The organism is Verrucomicrobium sp. BvORR034, from assembly GCF_000739635.1.
In the GTDB taxonomy this organism is placed as follows: Bacteria; Verrucomicrobiota; Verrucomicrobiia; order Verrucomicrobiales; family Verrucomicrobiaceae; genus Verrucomicrobium.
On record NZ_BATQ01000183.1, the window covers coordinates 1 to 14,148 of the forward strand.

10 protein-coding genes are annotated in these 14,148 nt (G+C 61.3%); 2 read left to right on the forward strand and 8 right to left on the reverse strand.

The features are described from left to right. Positions 1-23: 23 nt before the first annotated feature. From BV034_RS32720 to creB, 5 genes are all read right to left on the reverse strand, one after another. Complete coding sequence (locus BV034_RS32720) at positions 24-626, reverse strand: L,D-transpeptidase family protein (protein WP_050031139.1); 603 nt, start codon at positions 624-626, stop codon at positions 24-26. A gap of 89 nt (positions 627-715) precedes the next feature. Next, complete coding sequence (locus BV034_RS32725; protein WP_265593736.1) at positions 716-1,510, reverse strand: sulfotransferase domain-containing protein; 795 nt, start codon at positions 1,508-1,510, stop codon at positions 716-718. Between the two features lie 34 nt (positions 1,511-1,544). Next, on the reverse strand, positions 1,545-2,900 hold the full coding sequence (locus tag BV034_RS32730) for a glycosyltransferase (protein ID WP_050031141.1): 1,356 nt from the start codon (positions 2,898-2,900) through the stop codon (positions 1,545-1,547). A gap of 123 nt (positions 2,901-3,023) precedes the next feature. After that, positions 3,024-4,460, reverse strand: a complete 1,437-nt coding sequence (creC, locus tag BV034_RS32735; protein WP_063768974.1) for a two-component system sensor histidine kinase CreC — start codon at positions 4,458-4,460, stop codon at positions 3,024-3,026. A 75-nt stretch (positions 4,461-4,535) separates the two neighbouring features. After that, positions 4,536-5,279, reverse strand: a complete 744-nt coding sequence (gene creB, locus BV034_RS32740) for a two-component system response regulator CreB (RefSeq protein WP_050031143.1) — start codon at positions 5,277-5,279, stop codon at positions 4,536-4,538. Between the two features lie 251 nt (positions 5,280-5,530). Here creB and BV034_RS32745 point away from each other — a divergent pair, with 251 nt between their 5' ends. After that, entirely contained in the window at positions 5,531-6,151 is a 621-nt protein-coding gene (locus tag BV034_RS32745) for a Uma2 family endonuclease (RefSeq protein WP_050031144.1), read from the forward strand. A gap of 625 nt (positions 6,152-6,776) precedes the next feature. Here BV034_RS32745 and BV034_RS32750 read toward each other — a convergent pair. Then, positions 6,777-8,090 (reverse strand): DUF1501 domain-containing protein, encoded by a 1,314-nt coding sequence (locus tag BV034_RS32750; protein ID WP_050031145.1) that lies wholly within the window; start codon positions 8,088-8,090, stop codon positions 6,777-6,779. Positions 8,091-8,114: 24 nt separating this feature from the next. Then, the gene (locus BV034_RS32755; protein ID WP_050031146.1) at positions 8,115-10,532 is read right to left on the reverse strand and encodes a DUF1549 domain-containing protein; all 2,418 of its coding nucleotides are present in this window, start codon (positions 10,530-10,532) and stop codon (positions 8,115-8,117) included. Between the two features lie 783 nt (positions 10,533-11,315). On the opposite strand from BV034_RS32755, the gene BV034_RS32765 reads away from it, so the two are divergent. Continuing rightward, positions 11,316-13,718 (forward strand): autotransporter-associated beta strand repeat-containing protein, encoded by a 2,403-nt coding sequence (locus BV034_RS32765; RefSeq protein ID WP_050031148.1) that lies wholly within the window; start codon positions 11,316-11,318, stop codon positions 13,716-13,718. On the opposite strand, the gene BV034_RS32770 is transcribed toward BV034_RS32765, so the two are convergent. Beyond that, positions 13,703-14,092, reverse strand: coding sequence for a L,D-transpeptidase (locus tag BV034_RS32770; RefSeq protein WP_050031149.1), 390 nt, complete (start codon positions 14,090-14,092; stop codon positions 13,703-13,705). The genes BV034_RS32765 and BV034_RS32770 overlap by 16 nt on opposite strands. Between the last annotated feature and the right edge of the window lie 56 nt (positions 14,093-14,148).

A 14,148-nucleotide genomic window follows, 5' to 3' on the forward strand; every position in this document is an offset into this window, starting at 1 on the left:
GCCTCGCTCCCGTCTGGCAGTCACTATCGGATCACCTTCACCGGCATGCCCACGTAGGCGTTCTCATAGAACTTGGGCACCACGTTGCGATCCATCCGGATGCAACCGTGGGAGGCAGGATACCCAGGGAGGTAGCCCTGGTGCATGCCCACCCCGTCCCACGTGAGACGCATGAAGAAATTCATGGGAGCTGGCACATACTTGCACCCAGGGGGAACGGGCGAGCGCGGCGTGGCGTCGTTGTTCACGGAGTTGCCAGCGGAGTCCTCCACATGGCCGTAGGAGGATGATACGTGGTCGATGTCCTTTTCCAGAATCTTGTAATCGCCAGACGGGGTCGCCCGCATTTCCGTGCCGGAAGAAATGGCCGCCACACCGATCACGTGGCCTGCCCGGTAGAACTCGGCCACCTGACGGCGCAGATCGACCACGATGTAGCTCTCACCTTGGGAGCCGTCGTCATCCCAGTACGACACTGGTTCTGCCACACCGAGCTGCTGCGGCGCAGTGGGCACAGGGCCGCCCAGGCCAGCCAGATAGTTGGCACCCAGGTTTTCCTTGGGTGGCGTGGTGCAGGAGGCGAGCAGGAAAAGGCCGGCAAGTGCAGAGAGGACGGTGGATTTCATGCGGTAATCAATAATTGGGGGGCCTCTGTGTGGCCCCAAATGCGCCCTGATTCAAATGAAATGACCTGTCCCCGGTGAGAGGTCTGAAGCTAGGGCTCAACGGCCACTCGGGAAACTTCAGCCCACAGGGACGCGGTCGATGTCTGAATCTCCTCCAGCAACGCTGGCGGGACCTGGGCCAGAAGTTGCACATTCCCACCTCGGGGCACCGGTGAGGCAGGCTGCGAATTCAATTGCTCAAAATGGGTCCGCAGCCGCTGCAGAGCAGACTCCACCTCTTCTGTCGTGAAAGGGATTCCCAAGGCGGAGGCCGCCGTCCGCACCTGAGGGGCGGTCAAGGCCGTCTGGTCCTGATACAGGAAAAACAAGCAGTTCGCGGGATTCGCACGCCGGTACTCCAGCATGGTTTCTACATGGTCCACCCATAGCGGCAGCTTCCATTTCGCGAATTCTTCCATGGTGACGCCAGGTGCCAGCATGGAGCCCTGCTGGCAAAAAACATAGTAAGACGCAATCGTCGCCGCCGGATGCCGCAGCATGTACAGCATCAATCCCTGGGACCGGCGCAGCACTTCTGTCAGATGGTGCGATCGATAGACCCCCGCTCCACACAGAGCTTCCAAATGACTGACGGGCAGGTCATCGACATGGTGAACGTTCGGGATGACTTTCTGCGACACGAGGCCCTTGAACTCGTCTGAATGAGTAGGCGCAGCAGTGGTGGTACGCAGGCTGCTGTAGTAGTGGGTCGGGTCAAAGCCCTGCCACTGATTGACGATGTCTGTCAGCGCATGACGGAGCCAGCGGGACCCGGATCTGGGAAACGCCAGGATGAAGCGGTCCTCCGGCCGGATACGGGCCAGGTAGGACGCATTCAATGGCATGAACGGCGGAGCAAGATTCATCGCGACAGTGTTGCTACCAGCGGATGCCCACCCGCATCAACAATGTGGAAACCAACGCTTTGAATTGCGCCCGGTTCACCCGGCGGGCCAGGCCGCCCCGGTTGAACTCCTTCCCCAGTTCCCGCTCGCGCAGCAACTGCATTTCCTTGTACCCGTCGGTATTGATCGTGACCGCATTCTTCTGCTCGCTGTGCATGCGGAATGCGCCCGTGAAGTACGGCAGGCGCACCATCTTGGCACCCGCCTTCTGCAGACGCAGGAGGAGGTCCCAGTCCAGCGCGAACTGGAAACTGGGATCCATGCCGCCGATTTTTTCATAGATACTGCGCCGCCAAAAGCAGGTCTCCTGGGGAATAAAGTCTGCCCACAGCAGGAGCTCTGCATCATGCACAGGCAACACCCAGCGAGCGACCTCGTAGCTGCGCTCATTGATGACGAGGCGGTGCCCATACACCACATCCACCTCGGGATGACGGGCAAAATAGTCCGCCACATAGGCCAGGGTGCCGGGCAGGATGAGGTCGTCGGAATTAAGCCACGCCATGATGTCTCCCGTAGCCTTCAGCAGGCCCTGACGCACCGCATCCGCCTGCCCGCCGTCGCGGGCGCTCTGCCAGTGGGCCAGGCGGGGCTCATACTTCTTGATCACCTCCACCGAGGCATCCGTCGAGCCGCCATCCATGATGATGTACTCCAGATGCGGATAGTTCTGCTCCAGCAGGCTCCGCATCGTTTCATCCAGGTACACCGCCTGGTTGTACGACGGGGTGACCACGCTGATCTTGGGCAGCTGCTCTACGGGAAGCTTGGGCTTGGGAATCGTGTCGAACTGCATGGGGCGGGCCTCGAACTGCTTGAGCACCCCCAGTCGCATCCAGTGAGTCCAGATGAGGCTCTCCAACGAAGGCATCCAGCTCAGCGCCCGCCGGATGAGCGAGTCGGAAATACCGCCTGGCAGCGGGGCCGTCGCATCGTACGACGGCATGAGGTGCGGCGAGGTGTAGAAGTTTACCAGCACGTTCTCCGTGCTGCGCAGCCGCTGAGCCAGCTCACGAATCGCATGGCGACGCCTGCGGAGGAGCTTGCGAAAGACATTGTTGCGTCGGTGGACCTGCTGGGCCTCTTTCTTCTTCAGAGCCCACTTCTCGCGCATCTGTGACCACAGTTGCTCCCGCTTTTGATCCGTTTCCTCCAGCCGGGCAATGAGCTGGTTTCGCTCTTCCAGCAGTCCCAGCAACCGCGCGACTTCCTTCTCCAAATCTTCCTTGCTCGACTCCCCGCCCACGGCTGCCCCCGCAGCGGTGCCACTTGCGCGGCGGGCCACGAGGTCCATGTAACGTTTAAGCAGGACTTCTTTAAATTTCGGCATGGAGTAAATTGGGCAAAGGACGCAGCCGTCGACTGTTAGACAGCTTTGGCTTTCCCTCAATCGCCAATACATGGGGAAAAACATTCCACCCATGCAGAAATGGAATCCCGACAGGCTCTCCGCTCAGCGCACCGGCAGACTGAATACCGCCCTGGCTCCTCTTGTCCCATCCCGGTTTTCCAGTTCGACCTTTCCCCGATGCAGAAGCGCCGCCTCCTTGACGAAACAGAGTCCCAAGCCGCTGCTCTTTCGCCCTGTCTGGGGCCGGGGCAGGGAGTAGAATCGCTCAAACACCCGCTTCTTCGCGTAATCGGGAAGCCCCGGCCCGTCATCCTCCACGATGAAGCAAGCCCGTTCGTCCACCACCTTCAGGCCAATGGAGATCAGCCCTCCCTCCGGCGAAAAATCCACGGCGTTCTGCACCAGATTGATCAAGGCGGTGTGGAGCAGGAAGGTGTCGCCCCTCACCTCCACATCGTCCTGAATCCAGTGATCGAGCCGCAGCCGGTTTTGCACCAGCATCGGCTCAAAGTGTTCGCAAACTTCACGACAAATCGCGCTGAGATTCACGATCGCGGTCTCGTCCAGCGCCTTCTTCTTCTCCAACCCCGCCAGAGCCAGCAGCCGGTCGAGCAGATCCTGGAGTCGCAAGGACTCGCCATGAATGTTGCGCAGGAACTTCCGCCGCTGCTCCTCGGGCATAGTGCCCTCCTGCAACAGCTCCGCCGCCCCGCGAATGGCTGCCACGGGGCTCTTCAGTTCGTGGGTCATGGTCTGGACGTAGTGCTCCACGTATTCCCTATTCTCCAGGACATCCCGCATGGTCTCAAAGGCCCCCCCTAGCGTCTTCATCTCGCTGCCGTGGAGGGCGGGCACTGCTGGGCGCTCACCCGCGGTGACGGCCTGTGCATAGTCGGTCAGCCGGCGGATCGGTCGGGTCGTCCATCGGGCCAGAAGGAAAGAGCCCATCACCATGCAAAGGATGAGGGACCCGATCGTCCGCTTCAACCAGGCCCGGGTTTCATCGCGGAACTTGAACACGCTCCGCTGCGGCTTCGCGACACTGACCACGCCCACCACCTTGCCGTCCACCCTGATGGGCGCGGCGGAATACATCACCGAGGAGTTGACGTCGTTCTCATCCTCCCGGGAGGAGCGGGCACCGTAAAAGCCGTTAAGGGTGAGAACCACGTCCCGCTTGGCCCGCTTCTCCCCCACGGTCTCCGGGTGCAGGGAGTCAAACAGCACCACCCCTCTCGCATCGGTCGCGTACACATCCATGTCCACCCGCGTCTTGAGGAAAGAATAGATGCGCGCCTCAAACTGGCGGTTCTTCGCCCCTTCCATCGCCGCCTTCATTGGCGTCGAGTCCAGAGTGCCGTCGGCCTTCATGTCCCGGGCCAGCATCTCCGCCAGCACGTGCGCGATATCCACCATGGGCTCCTCCGCAGCCTCCAGATACTGGCGTTCCACCCGTTCCAGCACCTGATCCATCATCAGCCAGAATCCAATGGCTGAGATGAGGGCGAAGCCGAACAACAGCTTCGACGTGAGGGACATGGAGAAGGAGAACTTCAAAGCTCAATACTCAAAATACAGATTCCAGAATCGGCAAAGCCGGCTCGCTGGCGACTCTCAACCCCACGCTTCGGTGAGGGAGTAGCCCATCCCGCGGTGGGTCACAATGGCTTCTGCCTCGTCCCGAATGAGCTTCATTTTCGCCCGAAGAGACTTCACGTGCGCGTCCACCGTGCGCTCCATGGCGGCATCGGGCTCGTCTGAGGCGTGCTCCATGAGCTGGCTGCGGCTGAAAACCCGGCCGGGGTGGCGGGCCAGCGTTTGCAGAAGTCGGTACTCGTAGCGGGAGAGCGGCAACACTTCACCGAAGTAGCGAATCTGGCAGCGCGTCTCGTCCACCACCACAGGAGTGGTCACCACGCCTGCTCCCGCCTGGGGCTGGGGCGCGACTTGGGGCTGGATCGGGCCCGGGGCAGCGGGAGTGGCCTGGGGTTGGGTCCTCCGCAGCACGGCCCGCACCCGAGCCGTAAGCTCCCGCGGGCTGAACGGTTTGCACAGATAGTCATCACCCCCAATCTCCAGTCCGACCACGCGGTCCACCTCAGAGGAACGGGCCGTCAGAAAGATCACCGGCACGTTCTTGGAGGTCCGGAGTTGCCGACAGACCTCAAAGCCGGTCATGTCCGGCAGGCCGATGTCCAGCACCACCAGCGCAAATTCCTCCTGGCCCAGGGTTTCCAGCGCCGAGGCTCCCGTGCCGGAGATCTGCACGGCGAATCCTTCAGACTCCAGCGAGTATTGCAGGGTGTCGGCGATCGAAGGTTCGTCTTCGACAACAAGGATGCGTGGACGGGTGGCCATGGCGGGAAGGGTGGAGCAGACAGATTCCGGGGCAGACCAAGGCACAATGTGGGCGGAGAGCATCTGATTTTATCGGGTCACGCCCGATTCGTGACCCCGAGACACTCGTGAATCAAAAATCGTACGGCACCCCCAGCATGCTTCGCTGCGTTGAAAGATGTGTGAAGCGAGGGTGAAATCGCCATGAATTCAGCGGCAAAGGGACGCAAAAAGTTCTTTTGAGTCTCCCCCAATCGGGGCCACATTCGTCCATGGCCCTTCCCAAGCCCGTGAAGTCCTACACTCCCGAGGAGTACTATGTGCTTGAGCGTCTCGCCGAGTACAAGAGCGAGTACTATCAGGGAGAGATCTTTGCCATGTCTGGCACGACCACCCGGCACGCCATGGTGGGGACCAACTTGCTGGGGGAATTGCATGCTGCCCTGAAGGGCAAGCGTTGCTCCCCCATCAACAGCGACCAACGCATCAAGGTGGAAGCCACGGGACTGCGCACGTATCCGGACGTCAGTGTCTTTTGTGGCCCCAAGGAATACGACGCCGAGGATTCCCAGCGAGACACCGCGACGAATCCCACCATGCTTTTCGAAGTCCTTTCCGAATCGACGGAAGGTTATGACCGCGGCACGAAGGCGGAGCACTACCGGCGCATTCCCTCTCTCCAGGGTTACGCCCTCCTTTCGCAGGACAAGGCGCACATTGAGCTCTTCGAGCGCCAGGCAGATGGATCATGGCGGCTCACCGAAGCCACGGGTCTGCAATCCTCGATAGCCCTGCCCTGCATCGACGTCACACTTCATCTGGCAGATGTTTATGCCGGGGTGGAGTTCGATGAGCCCACTTCCCTGAAGGTGATCCAGCCCGACAGGGCGTGATGGGGGTGTTTCAAACTGGCTTCCCTCGCGGTGCGAAAGGCAGTCAGACCATCACCATTCCCCCTTAGCAACGGATTCGCGAAGGGGAGCGCAGGCGGCTCGCCTGCCCGGCGGCCCGCCGGGCAGGTGAGGTGGCTGGAACAAAAAGAGGGCCTCCACCGGATAACGATGTGCTACGCGGGCGGGGCCGCCCTTGTGGCAGGCGAGCCGCCTGCGCTCCCCAAAAACACCCGTGTGCAGGTCGGTTCCTTGCTGACCACCTGGAAGTGCCCGCCTCAGACCGAAGTTGATCCCAGTATGGGATCTGTAGCACAGCCCAAGGTTGGACGAGCCCTAAGCGAGTCAACCTTGGGGACCGCCGCAGGAGATGATCAGGTGGGAAGGCCGGCAGCATCCGCTTTCTCCCCACCGCCATCACCACCTCCATGTCAGTCCCCCAGGTTCCTTGGCAGGCACTCGCTGAAGCGTCTGTAAGTTTCGCCTTCTCACCGATGTCACCTAGCTTCGACAGACGCTGGGCTTTCTGGGCGGAAGTCAGAAAGCATGCCCCATCCGGACTACACCCGAAGCCACGCTTCGGGGTAATCCGGCAATCTCAACCGTCTACATCTCCCACCACCCCGGTTCAACCAAACAACTGCGTGAGCGGCTGCCCTTTGTCCGCCACGGTAAACGGCCGCTTGCTGGGTGAATACAACACCTGGTCCAGTGGGATGCCCAACGCGTAGGCGATGGTGGCGTTGAAGGCGGGGATGTCCGTTTTGTTCTCCACCACCTCGAAGCCCTTCTCATCCTTCTTCCCGTAGGCCTGGCCGCCACGAATGCCCCCGCCGGCGAACAGACAGGTGAAGGCCTTGGGATGGTGGTCGCGGCCGTCGTTCTGGTTGATCTCCGGCGTGCGGCCAAACTCCGTCGCCAGCACCACCAGGGTCTCACTCAGCAGCCCGCGGGCTTCCAGGTCCTGAAGGAGAGTGCTCAGCGCCGCATCCAGTTCTTCACAAAGCTCCGGCACGCGGATGAAGTTGGCATTGTGGGTGTCCCAGCTACCAAAGCTTACTTCCACGAACCGCACCCCGTGCTCCACGAGGCGGCGGGCCAGCAGACAACCCTGGCCGAAGGAGGATTCGCGCCCATAACGGTCGCGCAACTCATCGTTCTCCTGACTCAGGTCAAAGGCCTTGAGCTCCTCGCTCTTCATCATGCGCACGGCATCATCATACATGTCCGCGTAAGCACGCACGTTCTTGACGTTGTACTTCTGCGCAAAGGTGGTGTCGAGCTGGCGGGCCGCGCCCAGGCGGCTGCCAAAGCGGTCCTCACTGCCGGCAAACCAGGCGTTGATCTTGCTGTTGGAAACACCGTCATCCGGGTCATTGACCATGAGCGGGCTGTACTTGGCCTCAAAGAACCCAGCCCCAGGGTGGCGGCTGTCGTTGCCGATCATGACGCTGCCAGGCAGGCTGGGATTGCCACGCTCCTGGAACTTCTGCAACCACGCGCCCATGGCGGGGTGGCGGATGGAGCTGCGCAGCGTGTAGCTGGTGTGCATGTAGTACTGCCCCTGCTCATGCGCCCCCTGCGTGGAGTTCATGGAATTAACTAGCGCCACCTTGTCCATCTGGCGGGCCATGAGGGGCAGGTTGGAGCTGATGCGAATGCCGTCCGCCGTCGTCTTGATGGCCTCCGTCTCCCCGCTCACCTCCTTGTTCTCCGGGCGGGGGTCAAATGTGTCCAGGTGGCTCATGCCGCCGGTCATGTAGAGGTAGATCACGTTGCGCGCCGTCGCCACCTGCTTGAGAGGCGAGGTACCCAGCCCGGCGGCGGCAAGGCCGCGGCCCTGGAGCTGGTTCAGAAGAGACACTCCAAGGAAGGTCTTGGCCGCGCCGCTCACAAACTGGCGGCGGGTGGGCTGGTCCACGGACTGGAAGAGCGGGTTCATGGAAATGAGTGCTGAAAGAGATGGTTACTGGATGAAGAGAAACTGGCGGGTGTTGAGCACGGTCCAGAGGATGTCCCCCCGGCCTTCCAGCGGGTTCTGCTCCACCATGGGGCGCAGCACCGCCTTCTCCTCCTCGGTCGCACGGCGGCTCAGCGTGCTGAGGTAGATGGTGTCGATCGCCGCGTTCACGTCTTTGCCATCCTTCCGGACTTCACGCGTGAGCGTGGCAAAGGGGCTGAGCAGGTTGCGGAACAGCGTGCCGTTCATCATGGTCAACGCCTGCATCACGGAGGCATCGCGGTTGCTGTTCTCCACCAGTTCCCGGTCACTCTGACCATACAATCTGAGGAAGTGCCCGTTGGGAGCCGGATTGCGCAGATCTGCTGCCCGCACCAGGTTGCGATCCCGATACTCGGCAAACTTGCGGTAGTTCTCCTTTTTCTCCTTGGTGTCCACACCCCACTCCTGCATCTCGCGGTCGCGCATGACCGTCTGCCAGCTGGCGTAGTCCTTGCGCTGCTGGTCCAGGACGAAGTCCATGGCCTCATCCATGGTCGGGATCTTGCCAAAGTGCTTCACTGCTGCCGCAATCTGGGCCACGAACTCTGGATCCGTCTGCTTCGCCACCACACCAGGCTCTTTGGCAATCTGCTCTGCCAGCTTCTGGAAGCCCGCATTGAAGACGATTTCGTCGGACTTTGCGTAGATCTTCTGCCGCTGGGTCTTGGCCGCCTTTTTGGTTTCGCGCACTTCCGCTTCACTCAGAGTGCCCGCCTTGAGAGCAGCCGTCTTGGCCTGGATGTCCTCATTAAGATCCTTGCCATAGGCCGCGATCTTCCGCGCCCCTTCCACCAGCTCTGCCGGTGTCTGGGCCAGAATGGTGCGATCCATCCACTCCACCTTGGTCAGGAGTTGCTGCGTGTCCATGTAGGTGCCATGGCTGGCCTCATCCGGATTGTCCTTGGCCAGGGCCACGATCGAATCCCAAATCTGTTCCGCCGTCATGCGGCGCAACAGGGGCCCGGGGAAATGATATTGCGCCCCCAACTCCACATCGGCAGTGTAAGCCTCACGTTGGTAGGTCTGGGAGTTCAACAGGATGCGCATATACGCCTTCATGTCGAAGTTCACCTGCTTCATGGTAGTTTCAAGGAACTCCATGAGGGCCGGATTGCTTGGCACGGTGGAGTCCGTGATCTCATCCACGGGGTCGATCACCCCCATGCCCATGACTTTCTTCCAAAGCCGGTTCGCTACAACCAGGGTGAAGCGGGGATTCTCCCGCGAGGTCATCCACTGGGAGTAGGCCAGGATGGGGGCCTCACCCTCTTTGACGATCTTGCCGTCCTTGGAGAAGGAAACCGGGATCATCGGTTCGATGTTCGCGCCCGGCTTGGCATCTTTGTACTGATAGTCCCCCGGCAGCTTGAGCGATCGATCCAGCGAGTACACATGGTTGAAGCGGAGCCGGAACAGGATCTCGCTGAAGGCCTTGTTCATCGTCCGGCGATCTTCACCCACCAGCCCCTGCTGGGTCATGAAGCGGTTCACGTCCGCCGCATTGGCCAGGTTGTTGGAGCCTGCCATGCCGTTGCTGTGGGCGGCCATCTGGTAGTAGTCCATCTGGCTCCACTTGTCGAAGGGGTGGTTGTGGCACTGGGCGCACACCATCTGGGTGCCCAGGAAGACCTGGGTCGTCACTGCCATGTTGTCCAGCGGCATGCCCAGATCTCGCATGTAAAAGCCCATGGCCCCGTCTTCATAGGTGGCACCATCTGCAGTCAGAAGCTCCCGCACCATCCGGTCATAGGGCTTGTTGTCTCTCAATGACTCCTTGAGCCACTGAATGTACGCCGCCCCGGCCTCGCGGCCCTGGCCACCGGGAGCGATGCCGTTCTTCACCCGCAGCACATCCGCCCAGAAGTTAAAGGCATGCTGCACATACCCATCACTGTTAAGAAGCTGGTCAATGAGCTTCTGCCGCTTGGTGGCATCCTTTGATTCCAGGAAGGCCACGGCTTCCGCCTTGGTGGGGATGCGGCCAATCACATCCAGATAGATGCGGCGCACAAAGATCTCATCAGAGACAGGAGCGTTGGGCTGAATCTTTTCCGCCGCCAGCTTGGTGGCCACCAGTTCATCAATCTTCGCCGCCGCCTGCTGAACCTCCACCTTGCCAGTGTAGAGGGGCTCCTTGGCTGGCGGTGTCTCCAAAAAGGTAACCTGCGCATTGCGATCCGCCCGTTTGGCGTTTTTCGCCACCGCTTTGACCTTGGGCTTCGCGATGGGTGCAGCGGTCGGATTGACCGCCGGGTTCGCCTTGGGAGTCATTTCCTCATCCGCGCCTGGCGCTCTGCCGGGAAGTGACATCACCATCACGGCCGCTGCGGTGGTCACCGCGCGCAAGCCTGTCGTCAGGTATTGCTTTCTCACTGATTTCATCGCTCTGGAGTCAAGTCGTTTGGACTGCGTCGTGCGCCGCAGCATTCAAAGGGGGTCACCAATGTCGCCACTGGCTGGCGCGTGAAAACGAAGCCGCTGGACGCGCCTTTCATTTTTTTCTAGGTGGCTCGCAGCACGAACTCCGGGATCCGGCGCAAGCGTGATCAAAACAATCGCAAGGGATTGGGAGAAATCGTGTCCAAAACCCCCCGCGATTTTGCCTCAAGAGAAGCGGCGTCCTTCCGGCCTGACTCCCTCTACCGGAAGGAACCCCTCCAGCACGCTCATTCTCAACCGCTTGCCTCACACAGGCGACTCCTGTCATCATGCCCTTCTCCATCCTCCCCTCGTTCCAGTCCTCCCGCACCCCGGCAGCCCGCCGATGGAGAATGCTGCTGTTGGGAATGGCTTCCCTGCTCACGACTTTCCCGGCGAACGCGGCGAACTACTATTGGCGAGGCAGCAGTGGCACGGGAGGATCAGCAGACTGGGACACTACGTCATCATACTGGTTCAACAGCACCTTGAAGCCCTGGACCGTGAATACGGCCATCTTCGGCTCACCTACTGACACAGATGCCGGGTTGGGAGGTACCGTGACCTTGCGATCCGCGATCGACGCGACCGCACTTGTTTTCCAGAGCAAGGCCAATGGTTATCTGCTCCAAGGCGACACCAGTGTTCGAGTTCTTAACCTGGGCGGCAACATCACCATCGATCCCGCGGCGACCGTTACCTTCGGGCAGAATCTCACCGTGCAGCGAGCAGGGCAGATCGATCCACGTGGACGGCGGTGGCAAGCTGGTCATCGACAACGGCGCGACTTTGAGTACCACTGGCACCAGTTTCCTCAACATCAACGGAGGCACCACCGTCGAGGTCAAGACAGGTGGCATCTTGACTTCGGGCGAGACCTTCATCGTCGGGACCACCGCCTCTGGCAATGGCGCCTCGGGATCCGGGACTCTGCTGATCAGCGGTGGCATCGTTAATGCCGGTGCCAACGCCTCCGGAAGCCGCAATTTCATCTTGGGGAACCGGACTAGCAACGCAGGCGACGTGGTCGTGACCATCACCGGAGGCCAGCTCAACGGCAATGCCTCCGCTACCACCGGCATGGTGTTTGAAAATACCGGAGCCAGCTCAGCCATCTTTAACCTCGATGGCGGCACCGTCACCGTCCGGCGGGTGCTGCGCTCTGGCACCCCTGACGTGGGTAAAGTCACGGAGTTCAACTTCAACGGGGGCGTATTGCGCGTCACCGAAACACCCACAGACGCCTCCGACGCCAACTTCGCCTTCCTCGCCAACACCGCCGCCATCACCTACAACGTGAAAGAAGGCGGGGCCATCATCGACACCAACGGCCGCAACATCCTGGCGGCTGCCAAGCTCGTGCATGCCGGTGCCGCCGCCATCGATGGAGGCTTCACCAAACGCGGCAGTGGCATCCTTCAACTCCACGGAGCCAACACCTACACCGGAGCCACCGTGATTGAGGCTGGTACGTTGAGCATCGCCTCCGATGGCAACCTCGGCGCAGCCCCCACGACCGCCACACCCGCCAGCCTGGTGATCAATGATGGTGCCACTCTGCGGGTGACACCGCCCACCACACCCACCACCGACCTGCCGCTGAGCACCAACCGAGGCATCGCCATCGGCGCCGCCACTGGCGCGGGCACAGCTACCATCGAGGTGCAACCCGGCTCCCTCACCTACGCGGGCATCATCGCCAATCGAGGAACAGGGGCGGCAGGGCTGATCAAGACTGGTGCAGGGGTTCTCAATCTCTCTGGCTCCGCCGCCAACACGTTCAGCGGACCCATCACGGTAAAAGCTGGCATCTTGCGCGCAGGCGGCGCGGCGCGACTGGGCACCGCCACCAATGATCCCGCGAACTTCATCCTGGACGGCGGGGGCTTTGACTACACCGGCGGCGGCACCCCCATCGAGCGAGGCATCCACATCACTGCCAATGGCGGCACCCTCTACAGCTCCGCGGTGGCATGGCGGCTCAATGGCAACATCACCGGGTCCGGCACACTCACCATCAATGTAACGGCGGGATTCATCTCCACCTCGGGCGACAACAGCGCCTTCACCGGCGACATCGACGTCGCTGCGGGAGAATTCTACCTGCGCAAGGCGGCTGGCATGGGCACCACGGCTGGCAAAACCACTGTTCGAGGCAATGCGGTCCTCTCCCTGGACCAGAACGGCTCCGGCGGCGGCGGTCAGGTTCCGGGAGACAACAACTACAAAGACGCCCTGGTTCTTGAAAACAACGCCACCCTGCGCAATCGCGGCGGAACAGGCGGCGGAGCGACCAACAGCATCTACTCCGGAACGGTGAGCCTGCAAACAGGCATGGCCATCATGGACATCGTCGGCAAGGTGCTCACCCTGCAAAACGTCATCAGCGGAGCAGGAGGCATCAATAAAACTGGCGTGGGTGAACTGGTCGTGGAAGCACAGAACACCTACACCGGGAAAACCACTGTCTCGGCGGGCACTTACTCCCTGGGAGCCTCCGCCTCCATCGCTGACAGTCCGTGGCTTCAGGTGAACAGCGGCGCCACCCTCAAAACGACCGCGCTCAGCGGGAACGGTGGCTACACCAGCAACAGGCAGGTCTTCTCCGGCTCCGGCACCTTCCTCGGCAACTTTGGCTTGAGCGGCACCTCTCTCATCAAAGCTGGCGACTCCACCACCCAGGGTTTGAGCGCGATTGCCAATGCAGGGGATCTCACGGGAAACCTCACCTTTGATGGAGACCTCTCCTTCAGCTCCAACGCCAGCGCGACCACCCGCGCCATCTTCGGCCTGGGCGGGGCTGGAGCGGGCCAGTTCGACCGGATCACCATTACCGGCGATCTTGACGTTGGTGCCAACACCCGGTTCGAGGTGGTGTGGGTGAACGGCTTCGAAGCAGGCTGGGGTCAGTCGTTCGATCTCTTGGACTGGGCGCCGGACTCCGCCATCTGGGGACTCTTCGACCCTTCTCTTGAAACCTCGCTGGACCTCCCTGAGTTCAGCATCGGCTCCGGCCTCCACTGGGACTACAGCACCTTCAAGGACGACGGCATCATCCGCGTGGCCCCCGAGCCGTCCCGCATGCTCCTGCTCCTGGCAGGATGCCTCAGTCTCCTGCTGCGGCGTCGGCGCCGCTATTCGCCGATGTAAACGGGCGTGCCCAGCTCCACCAGGTCGTAGAGCTCCACCACGTCCAGATTGCGCATGCGCACGCAGCCGTGGCTGCCCCGCTGGCCGATCAGTTCCTCCTGGTTGGTGCCGTGGATGTACACGTAGCGGTCCTTCGTGTTCGCGTTGCGCACCTCCGCGCCCTCCAGCCACAGGATGCGGGCCAGGATCAGGTCCGCGTCCGTCTTCTCCCCGGGCGTCCATTCACCCACGGCCTTGCGACTTTTGAAGACGGTGTGCAACGGGCTATCCGCCCCGTGCTTCTCCGCCACACGGAAGGCCCCCAGCGGCGTGCGATTCGAGCCTTCTTCAAACCCGATGCCGAACTTCGAGGTGCTGCATGGCCAAATCTTCACCTGGCGCGTACCATCCCATAAGGAAAGGGTTTGCGTGGCGACGGAGACTTCGAGGC

What these genes read in the sequence shown, in the direction of transcription:
- BV034_RS32720 (WP_050031139.1), bottom strand. Translation starts at nt 626, where the DNA reads ATGAAATCCACCGTCCTCTCTGCACTTGCCGGCCTTTTCCTGCTCGCC.
- BV034_RS32725 (WP_265593736.1), bottom strand. Translation starts at nt 1,510, where the DNA reads ATGCCATTGAATGCGTCCTACCTGGCCCGTATCCGGCCGGAGGACCGC.
- BV034_RS32730 (WP_050031141.1), bottom strand. Translation starts at nt 2,900, where the DNA reads ATGCCGAAATTTAAAGAAGTCCTGCTTAAACGTTACATGGACCTCGTG.
- creC (WP_063768974.1), bottom strand. Translation starts at nt 4,460, where the DNA reads ATGTCCCTCACGTCGAAGCTGTTGTTCGGCTTCGCCCTCATCTCAGCC.
- creB (WP_050031143.1), bottom strand. Translation starts at nt 5,279, where the DNA reads ATGGCCACCCGTCCACGCATCCTTGTTGTCGAAGACGAACCTTCGATC.
- BV034_RS32745 (WP_050031144.1), top strand. Translation starts at nt 5,531, where the DNA reads ATGGCCCTTCCCAAGCCCGTGAAGTCCTACACTCCCGAGGAGTACTAT.
- BV034_RS32750 (WP_050031145.1), bottom strand. Translation starts at nt 8,090, where the DNA reads ATGAACCCGCTCTTCCAGTCCGTGGACCAGCCCACCCGCCGCCAGTTT.
- BV034_RS32755 (WP_050031146.1), bottom strand. Translation starts at nt 10,532, where the DNA reads ATGAAATCAGTGAGAAAGCAATACCTGACGACAGGCTTGCGCGCGGTG.